Annotated in this window: 10 protein-coding genes; 6 read left to right on the forward strand and 4 right to left on the reverse strand. The window is 46.1% G+C overall.

The window, feature by feature from the left end; translation table 11 throughout:
• Window positions 1-102: 102 nt before the first annotated feature.
• Window positions 103-1,266, reverse strand: a complete 1,164-nt coding sequence (locus ACMUEV_RS01985; RefSeq protein ID WP_017290973.1) for a GuaB3 family IMP dehydrogenase-related protein — start codon at window positions 1,264-1,266, stop codon at window positions 103-105.
• A 258-nt stretch (window positions 1,267-1,524) separates the two neighbouring features.
• On the opposite strand from ACMUEV_RS01985, the gene ACMUEV_RS01990 reads away from it, so the two are divergent.
• The gene (locus ACMUEV_RS01990) at window positions 1,525-2,043 is read left to right on the forward strand and encodes a Ycf51 family protein (protein ID WP_017290971.1); all 519 of its coding nucleotides are present in this window, start codon (window positions 1,525-1,527) and stop codon (window positions 2,041-2,043) included.
• Between the two features lie 22 nt (window positions 2,044-2,065).
• Window positions 2,066-3,235: an iron-containing alcohol dehydrogenase family protein gene (locus tag ACMUEV_RS01995; protein ID WP_190649506.1), complete on the forward strand. Its 1,170-nt coding sequence runs from the start codon at window positions 2,066-2,068 to the stop codon at window positions 3,233-3,235.
• Window positions 3,236-3,452: 217 nt separating this feature from the next.
• Here the strand turns inward: ACMUEV_RS01995 and ACMUEV_RS02000 are convergent, their stop codons facing one another.
• Complete coding sequence (locus tag ACMUEV_RS02000; RefSeq protein WP_190649504.1) at window positions 3,453-4,769, reverse strand: hypothetical protein; 1,317 nt, start codon at window positions 4,767-4,769, stop codon at window positions 3,453-3,455.
• Between the two features lie 70 nt (window positions 4,770-4,839).
• Window positions 4,840-5,106, reverse strand: a complete 267-nt coding sequence (locus ACMUEV_RS02005) for a hypothetical protein (RefSeq protein ID WP_190649502.1) — start codon at window positions 5,104-5,106, stop codon at window positions 4,840-4,842.
• Window positions 5,107-5,284: 178 nt separating this feature from the next.
• Here ACMUEV_RS02005 and ACMUEV_RS02010 point away from each other — a divergent pair, with 178 nt between their 5' ends.
• The 3 genes from ACMUEV_RS02010 (at window position 5,285) to ACMUEV_RS02020 (ending at window position 9,145) form a co-directional block, all read left to right on the forward strand.
• Complete coding sequence (locus tag ACMUEV_RS02010) at window positions 5,285-6,082, forward strand: Uma2 family endonuclease (RefSeq protein ID WP_190649768.1); 798 nt, start codon at window positions 5,285-5,287, stop codon at window positions 6,080-6,082.
• A gap of 97 nt (window positions 6,083-6,179) precedes the next feature.
• Entirely contained in the window at window positions 6,180-7,364 is a 1,185-nt protein-coding gene (locus ACMUEV_RS02015; RefSeq protein ID WP_190649500.1) for an aspartate aminotransferase, read from the forward strand.
• Between the two features lie 80 nt (window positions 7,365-7,444).
• Entirely contained in the window at window positions 7,445-9,145 is a 1,701-nt protein-coding gene (locus tag ACMUEV_RS02020) for an alpha/beta hydrolase (RefSeq protein WP_190649498.1), read from the forward strand.
• A gap of 180 nt (window positions 9,146-9,325) precedes the next feature.
• Here the strand turns inward: ACMUEV_RS02020 and ACMUEV_RS02025 are convergent, their stop codons facing one another.
• Window positions 9,326-15,139 carry an AAA family ATPase gene (locus tag ACMUEV_RS02025; protein ID WP_190649496.1) on the reverse strand — a complete coding sequence of 1,938 codons (5,814 nt, stop codon included), beginning with the start codon at window positions 15,137-15,139 and terminating at the stop codon, window positions 9,326-9,328.
• A gap of 307 nt (window positions 15,140-15,446) precedes the next feature.
• Here ACMUEV_RS02025 and ACMUEV_RS02030 point away from each other — a divergent pair, with 307 nt between their 5' ends.
• Complete coding sequence (locus ACMUEV_RS02030) at window positions 15,447-17,147, forward strand: NAD(P)H-quinone oxidoreductase subunit 4 (protein ID WP_199329375.1); 1,701 nt, start codon at window positions 15,447-15,449, stop codon at window positions 17,145-17,147.
• Window positions 17,148-17,225 lie beyond the last annotated feature (78 nt).

Genomic DNA, 17,225 nt, shown 5'->3' on the forward strand with positions numbered 1-17,225 from the left:
TTGCAACTCCTGGTAAAACTCTTAAAGAATTGATCAAAAGATTATCGAAGCGTTCGCAATCCTTAAATAAAACTCAGGAATCATACCGCTTTTCGACTGCTTCTATTTGCCCATGCCTAACTGTTGAGCTTTCTGATAGACCTTGCCTTCAGTTAACAATGAAGGCGCAATCACCACCTCAACTTGCTGCATTTCCTTGATATCTTTCGCGCCTAACGTACCCATACTGGTTTGCAGTGCGCCCAGTAAATTGTGCGTCCCATCATCTAATTGAGCAGGTCCACGCAGAATTTGTTCCAAGGTTCCCGTCGTTCCGACTCGAATCCGAGTTCCTCTCGGCAAGACTGGACTCGGTGTTGCCATACCCCAGTGGAATCCTCGACCTGGGGCTTCTTGAGCACGCGCAAACGGCGAGCCAATCATCACTGCATCCGCACCGCACGCAATACATTTACAGATATCACCGCCAGTAATTAAACCTCCGTCCGCAATCACAGGCACATACTTACCCGTTTCACGCTGGAAATCATCGCGGGCAGCCGCACAGTCTGCAACCGCAGTTGCTTGCGGTACACCGACTCCCAACACGCCTCTCGACGTACAGGCTGCACCCGGTCCAATTCCAACTAGAACCGCTGCGGCTCCAGCTTTCATCAAATTCAGGGTCACTTCATAGGTCACACAGTTTCCGAGAATGACCGGGATCGGCATTTCTTCACAGAATTTCGCCAGATCTAAAGGTGCGATCGATTCAGGAGACAAATGCGCAGTCGAAACCACCGTTGCCTGAATGAAGAACAAATCTGCACCTGCTTTCGCTGCGATCATGCCAAATTGACTTGCGCCTGCTGGAGTCGCGCTGACTGCTGCAATGCCACCTTGCGACTTAATTTCTTGAATGCGCTTTTCGATCAGTTCGGGCTTGATCGGTTGAGAGTAGAGTTCTTGCATTAAAGGCACAAACTCAGTCGGTCCTACTGATGCAATGCGATCGAGAATCGGGTTCGGGTCTTCGTAACGAGTTTGAACCCCTTCTAAATTGATGACACCTAATGCTCCAAGCTGAGAGAGTTTGACCGCCATGCCCACATCGACAACGCCATCCATTGCAGAGGCGATGATGGGAATCTCGCGCTCAATGCCGCCGATCGTCCAACGAGTATCGGCTAATTTCGGATCTAGTGTCCGGTTCCCCGGAGAAAGGGCAATTTCATCGAACCCGTAAGCTCTGCGAGCCGTTTTACCTCTACCGATTTGAATATCCACGCCAATGTTCCCCAAGAACTAATTGGATAAGAGTATCAAATTTCAATCCGAATTGTGTGAGAAAAGCCAACGGAAAAATGATCAGGTAGCTGACAATACTGTTTCTTCTTTCCATTAATGTTGTGGCGCTTTCTTGATCAATTCGATTTTCTCGTTCCAAGTCTCTGAAGCGACACGGTTGGAAACGCTCGTATTTGAGGTGAGAGACGGTAAGATTGGCTCTAGTACTTCCCGCATATCCTTTTGCCTTTTTGATCCATGTTTGACACTGCTCAGTTAATTCAAAATGCTCAGTACCTCGGAATTGCCACGATCGCATTCGGCGTTTTAGCGATCGTCGCTTTTCTCTTCAAATGGGGAATTCGATTCCGCTTAGTCGGAGTCACCGGATTTATGGCAGTGCTCACCGGAGGCATTTTTGCACTCAGCTTGGGATTGTATACTCGTCCGCAAATTCCAGACTCGATCCATTATTCACGCGTATTTGATGCAGGAGCGGCGCAAGTCGTGATCACTGTACCGCCAACCGTGACCGAATCTCAAATTGAAGCGACGTTGAAACAAGCTGCGATCGACATTTTCTCTCCGGGTCGCTTATCTCAAGGTTCTGATCAAATGACGATTCGCTTGCGGACAGTTTTGCATCCAGAACCGGGAGTTTCGCAACCTTTATATTTAGGTGAAGTTCGGCGATCCCTTGCCATCCGCGAAGATGAAAACGCTACGATCAAGTTGTATCGTGAAAGCTTGGCACAACTGCCCAAGCCAGCCGCTTAACGTTTGTTTCTCATCTCTGAACATGCCTAAATTGAATCCGATTGTTTCGTTGTCGATCGCACCTGCTCAAGTTGTTCGCGGGTTTAATGCGATCGAACAAGTTGGGGATCAGATTGCGCGCCTCGGTTCTCGTCCTTTGATGATTGGAGGAGATCGATCGCTGGATGTCGTCAAATCTCGGTTCAAGTCTGTTTTCAAATCTCACTCGCTCAGTGCTGAGAAAGCTTCTTATGGCAAGGATTGTAGTGAGAAGACTTTGGCGAATTTGAAGGCAGCCGTTGCAGATCATCAGGCTGATTTGATTATTGGAGTGGGCGGTGGAAAAGCACTGGATACTGCGAAATTAGTCGCGTATCAGTGCAATTTACCGATCGTGACGGTTCCCACGTCTGCTGCAACTTGTGCGGCTTGGACTGCCCTCTCCAATGTTTATTCTGAGCAACATGCGTTTCTCTATGATGTTGCGCTAGCGCGGTGTCCGGATCTGCTGGTGCTCGATTACGATTTGGTCGCGACTGCACCGCAGAGAACGTTGGTCGCAGGCATTGGAGATGCGATCGCGAAATGGTATGAAGCTTCGGTTAGTAGCGGTCATTCTGACAAGACGTTGCTGATTGCCGCAGTTCAACAAGCGCGGGTGTTGAGAGACATCTTGTTTCAGAAGTCTCAAGCTGCATTGCTGAATCCTTTGGGATCAGATTGGCAGGAAGTAGTAGATGCGTCGGTATTAATGGCAGGTGTGATTGGTGGCATCGGTGGGGCACAATGCCGAACTGTTGCAGCTCATGCGGTTCATAACGGGCTGACTCATTTACTAGAAAGCCATCATGCACTGCATGGCGAGAAAGTTGCTTTTGGCATTTTGGTGCAGCTTCGACTCGAAGAGATGCTGCAAGGAAATGTACTAGCAGCATCTTCTCGACAGCAATTGTTGAAGTTTTACGATGAGATTGGTTTGCCGAAGACTTTGGCAGATTTGGGATTAGCTGAAGTAACGATCGCGCAACTTCACCAGGCAGCGGAAGTGGCTTGTTCAGAGAACTCTGACATTCATCGACTGCCGTTTAGTGTTGCTCCGAGCCAGCTCATGGCGGCAATGGTTTCGACCACGGCTCCTGATTCAACGATGCGAGCTGAAATTAGTGATCAGCTAGTATCACGTGACATTGAGGAGAGCGTTCGGCAAGACTGATTCAACTTTGAAAAAGGATTAATTGATCTGTTGAACATTCGAGCTGATAAATCAGCGAGTGTAGGCGAGGCTTGTAAGATCGGGCTTATACAACCCGATCTTTATTAGTTTGCTGAGTCCTTACATTCACTTGATAACTTGATTGAGAAAAATCTAAAAAATGCCCTTTATCCTTGGCTAGAAATTGTCTTATTGATTACCATGAATTCAAACGTTGCTAAAGAAAACGATCTATAAATCGTCGAAAGTAGTTTTCATTATGAATAGTTTCAACAGCATTAAGATATAAATCATCGTGAAAGTTAACGGGATGATTTTGTGTACCAACCTTACTAACAAAATCGTAATCAAGTCTAATAAAGTCCCAATATAACTCCCTAAGATAGCCAGTAGTATAGACGGGGTAGTTGGTACAATATATATCTTCATTCGAGTGGAATTTGTACTCCTCCCATGTCATTGCTCCCCAATCGATTGAAGGCGATTTTCCGGTAATAGTCTTTGTTGCATCCTCTACTACTTTGATAGCAATATTGAAAAGATGATTATCCCACGATGCATAAAGCATTCTGAAAAGGTCACTTGAAACTTCCTTTAATCCAGGAATAATATTTTTCATATTGACTCTATTGAATTGATGTAATGCAATATCTTTTACTTGCTCTCTGTTACCCAAGTAGCGCTGACTTGCAGCAGCATAGGGATTGAGTCCAGCCAAAATCAAAGAATTAGTGAAAGGGAATGCTTCAGAAAGTTCTGACCAAATTTGGGAACAGTAAGCAAAGCCATGAATTCCTTGTTGTTCCATTAGTTTTGCAGCCATGACAGCGATCCAATTTAGTTGATCCTTTACTGTTTGAGAGACTCTTTGTCCAGGCGAAGGATTCCAGTTACCTTCAGAATGTTCCCATGCAATTTTGCAGACGTTGAAATTCTTAGGCTGAAGAACTATATCAGTAAAGCTAATAGCGTCTTCTACAGAAGGTATCCAGGGAGATAGCTTAAGCGATGATATTGCATTCCCTGATAGCTCTGGAATAAGTGCAAGAATTGGCTTATTATCAGTAATTAAGGTCTGAATATAAGCTTCTCTAGCTATTCTTGTTTTCATTGGAGATATAAGAACATAAATTATGTCCTCTTTGCACATTCCAGGAAAACAACCTATTAAGTGATTTGAGTAAGCTAATAGTTCGGTGAAAGCCTCTCTCTCTGTTTGATGACTTCTTTTCAATTCTATAATTGCTATCCCTGTTTTATGTTCCAGTGTTCCTAAGAAGTCTGCTCTTATTGTTGAATCTGATGCTTTTTCTAAAGGAACTTCATAACCGAGAAGTTCAATGCTCTTAACCATCTCATATACTTTATTGACTCTCTCTAATACTTGGTTGTGCAGTAATAATTCTGGTTTCACATCTGAAAGATCATCTAGAAACTGATGTTTTTTAGGTAGATGTAGTGGCTGAATTAACTTCCTCCAGCATTTGCGATTATTCCAGATATAAGCCTGCACATCTTTCTCAAGGAATTGCATTGCGTTTTCTCTAAAAATGTTAGCTTTTTATTTTATTCCGAAGAGGCTTAATAGTATTTCATCACACGCTTTATGAAAACTCTAGACTGAGTTCGCCTCCCTCAAATTCTCTCAATCTCTTCTCACAAATTTCCTGAACTTCATTGACAGATTTGCCCATAAACTCCTCATTCTTCACTTCCCGGATCAGTACAGGCTTAACTCCTGGCTCAAGAATTACAGCAGCGGGATTAGTTAGAACGATAAGGTTTCCAGAGTATTGGTTTTCTGATATTTCTGAGATTTTGAGTATAAAACGATATTCTGAGTTGTATGCTTCGAGATTTACAATTTTCATCCGTCTACCTTCATCTGTTGGTAAGTAACACATAATAGTATGATTCTAAGGATTTATACTACAATTATATTGAAATTGTAGTATAAGCAGTGCGGAATGGTGCGATCACAGAAGTGGTGAAGGATCTTGCATGAGCCTAGATTCAGCAATAATGAAGTATCGAGTTTGGTCACTGCCCATGACTCAGCAATTGATCAATACAGATGAAATCGTCACCGAGCTAGACATCAGCCATTTGACGATCGAGGATGATACGCCTGTGGACAACCTGCAATCTGAGAAACAGCAAAGATTACTGGTGGAGCCGCTTTACAGTTCTAAGCCAATTCCGTCACCGTTTCTCGCCGCAGCTAATGTCGGACTGTTTTACATTCTTAAGGGCGATCCGATTGTGCCAGACATGATGTTAAGTCTGGGAGTGCAGTGTGCAGACGATTTTTCGCAAAGGGAAAATCGCGCTTATTTTTTCTGGGAATTCGGCAAACTCCCAGAAGTTTGTATTGAAATTGTCTCGAATAAAGAGGGCGACGAACTGACGTTGAGTTCTAAGTCGAAGCAGAAGGGAAAAACGACTGCCAAAAAAGACTTGTATGCCCAAATTCGCATTCCTTACTATGTCGTGTTTGATCCCTTGCGCCAGATTCAGACAAAAACTGACATGAATACAGCCCTGTTGCGGGTGTGGTCGAATTCAGCAGGTCGTTATACAGAGTTAACTCCTGCCCAAGGAATTAGCGATGTCGGGCAGATGGTGTGGCTAGAAGAAGTGGGATTAGGACTGACGCTCTGGTCAGGACAATTTGAAGAAGACATCACGCGAGTCTGGTTGCGCTGGTGCTCTCGCGATGGACAAGTCATTCCCACAGGTGCAGAACGAGCGGAGACGGAACGATTACGAGCGGAGACGGAACGGCAGCGAGCAGAACGACTCGCAGAAAAATTGCGATCGCTAGGAGTTGATCCAGATCAAATCTAAGTAAGCCTCGTAAATCCGCATATGTTGGAGGGGTTGGATCTGCGGTAGAATAGCCAACTCAGCCATACAAATGTCGTCCTGACTCCGTTTCAATCCCATGAATTTGCCCTGGATTTCTCCTGCCGATCGCTTAACCAAGCTTCCTCAGTATGTGTTTGCACGTCTCGATGAGCTAAAAGCCAATGCCAGAGCGCAAGGCGTTGATTTAATCGATTTAGGAATGGGAAATCCAGACGGGGCGACTCCAGCCCCGATCGTCGAATCTGCGATCGCAGCCATTCAAGACCGCAAACATCACGGTTATCCTCCCTTTGAAGGCACAGCAAATTTTCGTAAAGCGATTACCAATTGGTATCAACGCCGATATGGAGTCATGCTCGATTCCGAGGGAGAAGCGTTGCCCTTGTTAGGCTCAAAAGAAGGCTTGACTCATTTAGCGCTCGCCTATCTTGATCCGGGAGATGTCGTCCTTGTTCCTAGTCCTTCTTATCCGCCCCATTTCCGTGGACCCTTGATTGCAGGTGCGACACTCTATCCGCTCATGCTCAAAGCTGAGCAGGATTGGTTGATTGATCTGGGTGCAATTCCCGATGAAGTCGCTCAGAAAGCGAAAATTCTGTATTTTAACTATCCGAGTAATCCAACCACGGCAACGGCTCCACGCGAATTCTTTGAAGAGATTGTGGCATTTGCCAAGAAGCATGAGATTTTGCTTGTCCACGATCAAGCTTATGCAGAATTGGCATTTGATGGCTATCAGCCCACGAGCTTGCTGGAAATTCCAGGTGCAAAAGAGATTGGAGTCGAGTTTCACACGCTGTCTAAAACCTACAATATGGCAGGTTGGCGAGTTGGGTTTGTCGTCGGGAATCGTCAGGTGATTCAAGGCTTGCGAACCTTGAAGACGAATCTTGACTATGGAATTTTCTCAGCGATTCAGACTGCGGCAGAAACCGCGTTGAATTTGCCCGATCATTATTTGGTCGAAGTTCAAGAACGCTATCGCACCCGCCGAGATTTTCTGATTGCAGGCTTAGCTGAATTAGGCTGGTCTGTTCCGAAACCGAGTGCAACGATGTATCTCTGGATTCCTTGCCCACCCGGTATGGGATCAACCGATTTTGCGCTGTCCGTGCTGCAAAAAACTGGAGTCGTTGTTACTCCGGGGAATGCATTTGGCGCAGGCGGAGAAGGCTATGTGCGGGTGAGTTTGATTGCAGAATGCGATCGCTTAGGGGAAGCCCTAAACCGATTAAAACAAGCCAATATCCGATTCGCTTAAGAGAAATCAAATTTTCCCAGTAGAACCGCGATCTGACGGTATCATATTCGACGAATTGATACAGGCAAAGGGACATTCTCATGGGTCATCATCTACTCACGATCGAGCAATTTGCAGACGAAGGAATTCGGTTTCCAGGATATATCGTGAGTAGTACTGCACCGATTAATGTCGAAGACAAAGAAGAAATTACAGTTGCAAGAGATCCCAACGAAGTCTTAAAAGAAATTGCAGATTATCTCAAACAGCATGAAGGCAATGCTGAGATTTTAATCGCCATTCACGGTTATAACTCTAGCCCATCTGGTTCAAGATGGTGGTACGAAGAAACGCGAAAATACATTGGCAGAAATTTTGACGCGCAAGTTTCTCCGGGGTTTGTTGTGATTGGATATCGCTGGCCTTCTGAGCAGGTTTTGCCAAATACAGGCAGTTGGATTAAGAATGTTCAAAAATTGACGAAATTTCTTCGTATCGCTTTTAGGGCGCTGCCGAAACCTTTGGCGTTGGCTGGAATTTTTGGGATGTCGATCTGGGCAATTGGCGCAGTTTTGAACACGGCGATCGCAATTTTTAAAGTCATCAACGATTTAACCATTCTGATTGCTTCCTCAGTTGTCCTCACAATTTCACTGTTGATCCTTGTCGTTATTCTGACTGTTTTTGTACTGCGCGTCTCTGGTTATTTTCGAGATACGTATCGCGCAGCAAATTATGGAGTTGCTGATTTAGTTGAATTTATTCGTCAGTTAGATAAGCAGATTGTTTCTCAATCTCCGACGGACAATCTGAGGCAAAACTATGAGTTTTGGGAACAGGAAGAAAATAACGATCGCCGAATTCGGTTGCATTTTATCGGTCACAGCATGGGCGCGTATGTTGTGACGAATACGGTGAAAGTATTGTCAGATGTTTTCGATCGTAGATCGATCGGAAATTTAGAAGTCACAGACAAAGAGAAGTGCCCTTCTTCTAATATTGGCAATGTTTTTCGCTTAGGACGATTAGTCTTAGTCGCGCCTGACATTTCATCGGAATCAATTATCTCAGGACGAGGCAATCCTTTACGATCGTCGCTGCGCCGCTTTGATGAAGCCTATCTCTTTAGCAATGAAGGCGATATGGTTCTGAAGATTGCTTCAACCGCAGCTAATTATTTTAGCTTTCCGGCGAATACGCGCGATGGTGGCTATCGATTGGGCAATGTTTTAGTCAAATCTCCAAATGCCACCGTCGAAAAAATGGGAATTGTCAATTTAGATGATCAAGGGATTCTGATTCCGTTCAAGAGTGAAGAGTTTCTCAATTGTCTTTATTTGCACGAAGGTGTTCCACTTTCAGCCCGTCAAAAAGAAGTTGGAGTAGAAAACGAGCGGTTTATTGCTGAGCTTTTCACATACTTTGATTGCACCGACTACAAAGAAAATGGCAAAGGAATCGTGAGCAAGGCGTTAGGAAAATCGTTTTTAAGCTTTTGGGATTATGTGACTCTCATTTTCTCAGGAATTGATGGGCATGGTGGCTTTTTGTACAATTCTGATGCACATTTTTGCCGTCAAGTTATCTATGGGTTAAGCTGTCTTGGATTTGAGAAATTTCTCACAACGCTCGATCCAAATCAAAGCGGATACGCTTCGCGTGAGCCAAGGCAACGCCGATATTTACTCAAGCTCTTTTCTCAACACTGCCAAGCAAAAGGCATACAGGTTTTACTAGCCAACGAGCGATACGATGTCAGCATTTTGAAATTTTGGGAAAAGGGAAATCGTCAGGGATATTAAAGAAATCTGAGGTCGCGGAATATTTTGAGCAGCAATAAAACCTGCGCCTGGAATATTGGTCTGTTCAAGGATCATAAGCATTGAAGGTAGTGCAAGATCATTGAAATCTTGAGATCTCAAGGTTTAACACAAAACTACTTACAAACACATCGATGCAACCTCTCATGCAGAATGGGCTATTCAGCCCACGATCGGCAACTGAATACAAAACTCAGTCCCTTTGCTCGGCTCTGACTGAACGGTTAAACTACCGCTGTGTTTATCGACCACAATTTGACGGGCGATCGCTAATCCCAACCCCGTCCCTTTGCCCACACCTTTGGTGGTAAATAAATGGTCAAAAATTTTCGCCTTCACCTCTTCTGGCATCCCTTTCCCATTGTCACAAATTTGAATCTGAACCTGATTGGCATCGACGCTTGTACGAATCGTAATTTTTTGAGGATGGGCTGCGAGTTCAGCAAAAGAACGGGTTTGAGCCATTTCGTCAAACATATCGATCGCATTCGCCAAGATATTCATAAACACTTGGTTGAGTTGTCCAGGATAACAGTCTAGTAAGGGCAGATTGCCATACTCTTGAATGACTTCAATCGCAGGACGATGCTCATTCGCTTTGAGGCGATATTTCAAAATCAGAATCGTGCTATCCAGTCCATCATGCAGGTTAGCACTGACCTTGTGTTCCGTATCAGCGCGGGAGAAAGTCCGCAGGCTGGTGCTGATACCGCTAATACGATCGGTTGCACCTTGCATAGAATTGAGCAATTTAGGCAGGTCTTCGCTGAGGAATTCGAGGTCGATGTCTTCGGCATTGTCTTGGATAGGCGAGACCGGATTGGGATAATGTTGCTGATAAAGCGCCAGGTGTCCCAGCAGATCTTCCACATAGTCTTTCCCATTTTTGATGCTGCCATTGAGGAAGCCGATCGGGTTGTTGATTTCGTGAGCCACCCCCGCAACTAGATTCCCTAAGGCTGACATTTTCTCACTCTGGATCATTTGCATTTGAGCATACTTTAGCTCCGTCATCGCCTGTTCTAGGGTGCGATTTTTCTCCTGGATGGCAAGCTCCATCTGCTTACGTTCGGTCACATTGCGAACGACAGATAAGCCACAACGCTTGCCTTTATAGACGAAAGGAACTGATGTGACTTCGATGTAGAAAGGAGTCCCATCCTGTTTTTTACAAATGGCTTCACACGTAAATGGCTGTCCAGCTTTAACAGTCGTCAGAAAGGTATCAAACTTATCATGGCGGTCAGAGGGGATGAAGTCTAGGGGGTTCAAACTCAAGATCTCGCTATAGGAATAGCCATGAAGCTGATGATAGGCAGGATTCGTGTCTATGATTTTGCCAGTTTCTAAATCAGTCACTAACAACCCATCGCTAACCGCTTCAAAAATCCCCCGATACTGGGCTTCTTTCTCCTGAGATTGTTGATAAAGACGGGCATTTTCGAGGGAAATGGCAGCTTGGGTGCAGAGGAAATTGAGGATAAGAATGCGATCGTGGGTAAATACGTCTCTAGTCAACCGATTCTTGAGATACAAGATGCCGACTAAATGCCCTTGATTGAGAATGGGCAAACATAAAATACTCTTGGGACGACGCTGATGTAAATACTCATCCATGACTGGTAGTTCAGTTTCACAGTCATCGATCAACACCATTTCCTGAGTGTTCTTGACGTAGTAAATGAGCTTGGTGGGAATATCAGGATTATCTTGTAGGGGGGCATGGCACAATTGTGTGTCTTCCGGTGTAGCGATCGCCCGCACTTCCCATTCATCTTCAGCATTAGGTAAGATTAATACACACCGATCGGCTCCTGAGTTTTGTAAGATAATTTGGGTCAATTGATGTAAGAGATCATCAAATTGGATTGAACTAGCAAGGGCATGAGTTGACTTCAGGATTGCTGCAAAATCCAAAGCGGTATTGATACTAGTGAAGGATTTGTGACTGGTTTGAGTCACTGTAGGAGCAGAGTGAATCGACACCTGAGAATTTGAAATCACTGCTAAGGTTTCCAACGGGTTGAAAGCAGTTGCCTCAGATTGTAAAATCGGCTGTAACAAGTGGGGATAACACACGGTTAAGTCTTCAATTTTGGCTTGTGCTCCCCAGCGGGCATAGCAATAGTAGGCTTCTTGCATATATCCAGCCGCGATTTTTTCCTTATCCCAAGCGAGATAAAACTTTGCTGCTAGCTCATTCGCTAAAGCTTCTTCTTGAACATAACCATTCGCTTTCGCTCCAGCAATTGCTGCCTCATAGGCCAGAATTGCAGCAGGCCAATCCTCTCGCAGCTTATACGTCTCGGCGCAGATTAGGTCATAGCGGTGCTGACAATTCATCGGCGCATGACTCGCCCAACCTTGGAGTTTGGCTTGAGCCGTTTCGATCGCTTGCCAATACTCTGCTTGTTCTGCCTGGGATAGGTTAGCACCCTTTGTTGCCAAGATTGCTAAGTGAGTCAGTGCCTCATACCAACAAAGAATGGGCACAGTGGGCATCCCAACTCCCCCCGCAGCGTGGGAATAAGCCTGTTCTACTCGTAATTTTGCTTGTTCAAAGTCACCGAATAAATAGCTCAAGATCGTTTGACAGTTTCTCAAATGCCATAAGCCTGTTTGATCCTGTTCGGCTTCTAAGGCTTGAGCAACAGCTTGCTCACCTTGAATCGCTGTAAGTTCGATCGGATCGGTTGCTTCACCCAGGAAATTCGCGATCGTTTGACGGATGATCCGCAGATAGCGTAGCGCTGTTTTTTGTTCAATGCTTTCTAGTACAGCATCGTAGGTCGCTAACTCGGAATGCAAGTCGGTGAGTTCTCGACCCGCTAAAAAGGTATGGAAACAGTACATGAATCCGCCATAGCCCGCATAAGTCAAATCACCTGTTTCGATGCCGATGGTATGGGCAGTCTTCAACCCTTCTAGGGTACTGGTGAGCGATCGTTTCCAGTGATTGACAAAGTGATTGATGATGACTTGGGTTTTTGGCAAATGTTCTTGGCTATTGAAGCGTTCTGAGAGCTGTTGAACCACTTCACCAAGTTGATAGCCTAGCTCAATATCTCCTAGCACACCACAGAGTAACAAGCCATAGACCGAATAACCAAACGTCGAAGCTGCAGCATTTCCTTTCGTTGCTGATAACTGAACTTGCTTAAAAACAACTAAAGGATAGAGGGCAGGTTGAGCGACATAAGTTGGGTTGCTCAAATGCATCAAGATTCGCAAGATTATATTGGAATCTGGACAGGTCATGACTGGCAACTGCACAATTTCGTCAGCACTACGACCTGCTAATTGGCGCTGTGTTTCTCCTAAGTAGGCAGCAAAATCTTGCTCAGTTGGCTGGCTGGGAAATTCAATCCCAAAATATTTCAGAAACTCTAGCCCAATGTTGATTGCTTTAGCAAAATCGCCCTGATTACTATAAGCCTCAATTTTGATTTCGCAGACTTCGGTTGTATCCAGAAAAGTTTTAGCTTGCTGGCAAATCAGATCTGCAAGCGCTTCCATTTGAGATAAATCACCTAATAGATAGGCAACTTCCGCCATCGTGATATAACCGCTTAACGTCAATTCATATTGCGTTTTCCAGCGATCTGGCTTCAGGAGTTCTTGGAAATGGTGTAGGTATTGCTTCGCCGCATCATAGGCGGTTGCCGCGATCGCTTTTTGAGCCGCTTTAAGATTGAGTTGAGCCAGTTCTTCCCGTTCAGCCTCATCCGTGATTAAAGCTTTCCCTGCATTTAACTGGCTGACCAGATTAAATAAATGATCGGCTTGTTGTTCGATCGAGAGATTCTGCAAAAGGCTGCGACCAATTTGCAAATGATAGGTTTCTCGTTGCTCGGTTGGAATTAAAGAATAAGCCGCTTGCTGGACGCGATCGTGCAAGAAGCGATAGGTCGGATTAATCGAACTTTGAGCGGCAATTTGTTCGCCAGCTTGGAAGAACTTATAAACCTGACTCGTGGGCAGAATTAAGCCCTCTTGTAAGGCTTTCCACAGTACAGTTGCGGCTTCTGCCACGGGCTGCTGTAAAACCATGGCGAGGGTTGTCAAATCAAACTGGTTCCCAATGCAAGCTGCCAGCTTCAAAACTTGTTGAGTCTCATCCGACAACTTCCGTAATTGAGTTGCCATGAACTCTACAACATCATCAGTTAACGACAATGCCGTAACTTGCGTAATATCACACTCCCAATACCGAAGCTCTCGATTAAAGCGAATATAGCCTTCTTCATATAACGCTTTGAGGAATTGGGCGGTGAAGAAAGGATTCCCCTTGGTTTTGCGATCGACAAGTTCTGTCAATGGTTTTGCTAGTTCGATCGAGCAATTCAACGTATCCGCAATCAAGCGATTTGTAGTACTAAAGGCTAATGGTTTTAAGGTAATCGTGTGGACGATCGCCGTTGACTTTTGAATTTCCTCAACCATTAGCATCAAGGGGTGCGTCGGCGACACTTCGTTATCGCGATAAGCCCCAAGCATCAGCAAATAGCCATTATCCTTCATCAACAGCTTGAGCAATTGCAGCGAAGCCACATCTGCCCATTGCAAATCATCCAAGAACATTACCAAGGGATGATCGACCGTGGTGAAGACTTCAATAAACTTCTGAAACAGCAGATTAAAGCGATTTTGTGCCGCACTCCCCGTCAGTGCTGGAGCCGCCGGCTGTTGACCAATAATCTGCTCCAGTTCCGGCATCACATCAATGAGCACTTGTCCATTCTCGCCCACCACCGCCAGAATCTTTGACTTCCAAGCTGCCAATTCCGCATCGGACTCTGAGAGCAATTGCCGCATCAAATCACGGAGGGCTTGGGCAAAGGCAGAGAGCGGAATGTTGCGGTTAAACTGGTCAAATTTGCCTTTGATGAAGTAGCCCCGTTGCCGCACGATCGGTTTATGGACTTCATTCACCACAGCCGTTTTACCAATCCCGGAAAAACCTGCCACCAGCATCAGTTCGGAACGACCTGCGGCAACCCGATCGAAGGCATCTAGTAAGGTTTGTACTTCCGATTCTCGACCGTAGAGTTTTTCGGGAATCAAGAAGCGATCGCTGACATCCCGCTGTCCCAACTCAAATTCGGCAATCTCACCGCTAGTTTTCCATTGGTTCAAACACGCTTCTAAATCATGTTTTAAACCGATTGCACTTTGGTAACGGTCTTCGGCATTTTTCGCCATCAGTTTACCGACGATCGCCGCTACCATCCCCGGCACCGCTGGATTGACCTGATTGACAGGTAAAGGCACCTTGGCAATATGGCAATGCACCAATTCCAACGGGTCTTCCGACTCAAACGGGAGTTTGCCACTCAACAATTGATAGAGTGTAACGCCTAGAGCATAGAAATCCGTTCGATAGTCAATCCCCCGATTCATCCGCCCCGTTTGCTCAGGAGCCAGATACGCAAGCGTTCCTTCTAGCGTATTGGCGCTTTGGATTTCTTGAGTTTCCTTTGGCAACAACGAAGCGATACTAAAGTCGATCAGCTTGACCTGTTTCGACTCTGGTTGAATCAAAATATTGGCAGGTTTGATGTCTTTATGCACGACCCGATGCTGACCTAGATCATGCAGAATTTCCGCCAGGTGAAGGGCGATCGCCAAAACTGTGGTCAGATCCAACGATTGCTGCTGGATGTATTGGCTTAAAGCCATGCCACCCCAATCTTCCATGACCAAGACATAGCGGCTCCCCAAGGATTCCAGACTCAGGAGGCGAACAATCCCTGGAATTGGCAAATTTTTGGTGATCGTATACTGGTTGCGAAACTGCACCAATTCGCCAAAAGTGGGATAGTCCCGCAGCAGCACCTTAATCACCACGGGTTGCTGAGTTGCCGTTTGTATCGCTCGGTAGACTGCTGTACGAGAACCTAGGTAGAGTTGCTCAGTGAGTCTGTAGCCAAGAACTTCCGGGAATGACTGAGGGGAGGTTTGTATCGAGAGTGTCATAGTGTTGGCTGGACGATCTGACCTGCATTGGGAATTTTCTTCGCCTAGAGTTCCCAGAAAATTGGGCGACCGCACCCTACACAGTTACAGCACACGGCTCGGCAAGTTAGCTAGAAAGGAAAAAGAGAAGCCGAAGAAATAAGCGAGTTGTAGCGTTAGTTCAAGAGAAGATTATGCCATTTCTACACTAGATACATCTGAATACATAATGCTAAGTCCATGACAAATTAGCAAAGGAGTGATAGATGATGAGTCTCACAGTTGCGTAAGATATTCTTAACTCAACGGATAAGCATTTATTCCTATTATGATCGAACAATTCCCGTGGCTGACCGTGATCGTCCTACTGCCGTTGGTAGCCGCGTTGCTCATTCCTTTGATCCCTAATAAAAGCGGCAAGACTGTCCGCTGGTATGCTTTGGGGGTTGGCATGGCTGATTTTGTCCTGATGTCCTATGCCTTTTGGCAGCATTACGACGCGAGCCAAGCGACATTTCAACTGGCAGAAAAGGTGGTTTGGTTACCGCAGTTGGGCTTGAGTTGGGCGCTGTCGGTGGATGGTATTTCGGCTCCGCTCGTGCTGTTAGCGGGGTTTGTGACGACGCTGTCGATGTTTTCCGCCTGGCAGGTGGATCGGCGATCGCGCCTGTTCTACGCCCTGATGTTGGTTCTATATGCTGCCCAAGTGGGGGTGTTCGTAGCCCAAGATCTGATGCTGTTCTTCATCATGTGGGAAGTGGAACTGGTTCCGGTCTATTTGCTGGTGTGCATTTGGGGCGGACAAAATCGGGGCTATGCAGCGACGAAGTTCTTGATGTATACGGCGCTGGCTTCGATTTTCATTTTGGTGGCAGCCCTGGGGATGGGATTCTATGGTGATACGCTCACCTTTGATATTGCTGAACTCGGGTTAAGGGAGTTTCCCTTAGGGCTGGAATTGTTTTTGTATGCTGGACTGCTGGTGGCGTTTGGGGTCAAATTGGCGATTTTCCCCTTTCATACTTGGCTGGCGGACACCCACGGCGAAGCTTCTTCTCCAGTCTCGATGATTTTGGCAGGAGTATTACTGAAAATGGGGGGGTATGGGCTGATCCGGTTGAACATGGAACTGTTGCCGCATGCCCACGTGTATTTTGCGCCAGTGTTGGTGATTTTAGGAGTGGTTAATATCGTCTATGGGGCGCTAAACTCCTTTGCACAGACCAATATGAAACGGCGGTTAGCCTATTCTTCAATTTCTCATATGGGGTTTGTGCTGCTGGGGATTGCTTCCTATAGTGATTTGGGTGTGAGTGGGGCGATGCTGCAAATGCTCTCCCACGGGTTGATTGCGTCAGTGTTATTTTTCTTGGCAGGCGTGACCTACGATCGCACTCGCACGATGATGATGAATCAGTTGGGTGGGTTGGGGGAAGCGATGCCCGCAGTGTTTGCTCTGTTCACGATTGGGACAATGGCATCTTTGGCTTTGCCTGGGATGAGTGGATTTGCCGGAGAGCTGGAGGTCTTTGTCGGCTTGGCTACAACGGACATCTATAGTTCGACCTTTCGCTGGGTGACCGTTTTCCTGGCAGCAGTGGGGTTGATTCTGACGCCGATCTATTTGCTATCGATGGTGCGGCAGGTGTTTCATGGAGCCAGTGCTGATCAAATGTGTGACTTGGTGCCTGCTTGTGATCTGAATGATCTAGATTTGAAGGCTCAGGGCAACCAAGAGGCGAACTGTTTTGGGACAGACTGTGTGTTGCCAGAGCAGGCAGAGTTTAAGGATGCGAATCTCCGGGAGATTTTTATTGCGGTTTGTTTTCTGGGGTTGATTATTACGATCGGGTGTTATCCCAAGGTGGCGACCCAGATGTATGACGTGAAAACGGTGGCGGTCAATACCCAAGTGCGGGCGGCTTATCATGAGGTCTTTCCAGATGCGTTGCAGCCTTTGGCGCAGGGGCAATGGAGTCCTACGATCGCAGAAGCTCAATCTGCGGATGTCTGGGGTGTTGTCAAATAAGGATCTTTGCATCCTACCCAAGCTGCGCGATCGTTATTTTGTCCGCATTCGGATGTGGTTCTGCGATCGCGCTTCGCG

Origin of the sequence: Leptolyngbya sp. FACHB-1624 (assembly GCF_047649235.1) — a bacterium.
GTDB lineage: Bacteria > Cyanobacteriota > Cyanobacteriia > Leptolyngbyales > Leptolyngbyaceae > Leptolyngbya > Leptolyngbya boryana.

Bases quoted from the DNA above. Each gene is read 5' to 3' on its own strand.
- ACMUEV_RS02010 (WP_190649768.1), top strand. From the start codon at position 5,285: ATGACTCAGCAATTGATCAATACAGATGAAATCGTCACCGAGCTAGAC.
- ACMUEV_RS02005 (WP_190649502.1), bottom strand. From the start codon at position 5,106: ATGAAAATTGTAAATCTCGAAGCATACAACTCAGAATATCGTTTTATA.
- ACMUEV_RS02000 (WP_190649504.1), bottom strand. From the start codon at position 4,769: ATGCAATTCCTTGAGAAAGATGTGCAGGCTTATATCTGGAATAATCGC.
- ACMUEV_RS01995 (WP_190649506.1), top strand. From the start codon at position 2,066: ATGCCTAAATTGAATCCGATTGTTTCGTTGTCGATCGCACCTGCTCAA.
- ACMUEV_RS02015 (WP_190649500.1), top strand. From the start codon at position 6,180: ATGAATTTGCCCTGGATTTCTCCTGCCGATCGCTTAACCAAGCTTCCT.
- ACMUEV_RS02020 (WP_190649498.1), top strand. From the start codon at position 7,445: ATGGGTCATCATCTACTCACGATCGAGCAATTTGCAGACGAAGGAATT.
- ACMUEV_RS02025 (WP_190649496.1), bottom strand. From the start codon at position 15,139: ATGACACTCTCGATACAAACCTCCCCTCAGTCATTCCCGGAAGTTCTT.
- ACMUEV_RS01990 (WP_017290971.1), top strand. From the start codon at position 1,525: ATGTTTGACACTGCTCAGTTAATTCAAAATGCTCAGTACCTCGGAATT.
- ACMUEV_RS02030 (WP_199329375.1), top strand. From the start codon at position 15,447: ATGATCGAACAATTCCCGTGGCTGACCGTGATCGTCCTACTGCCGTTG.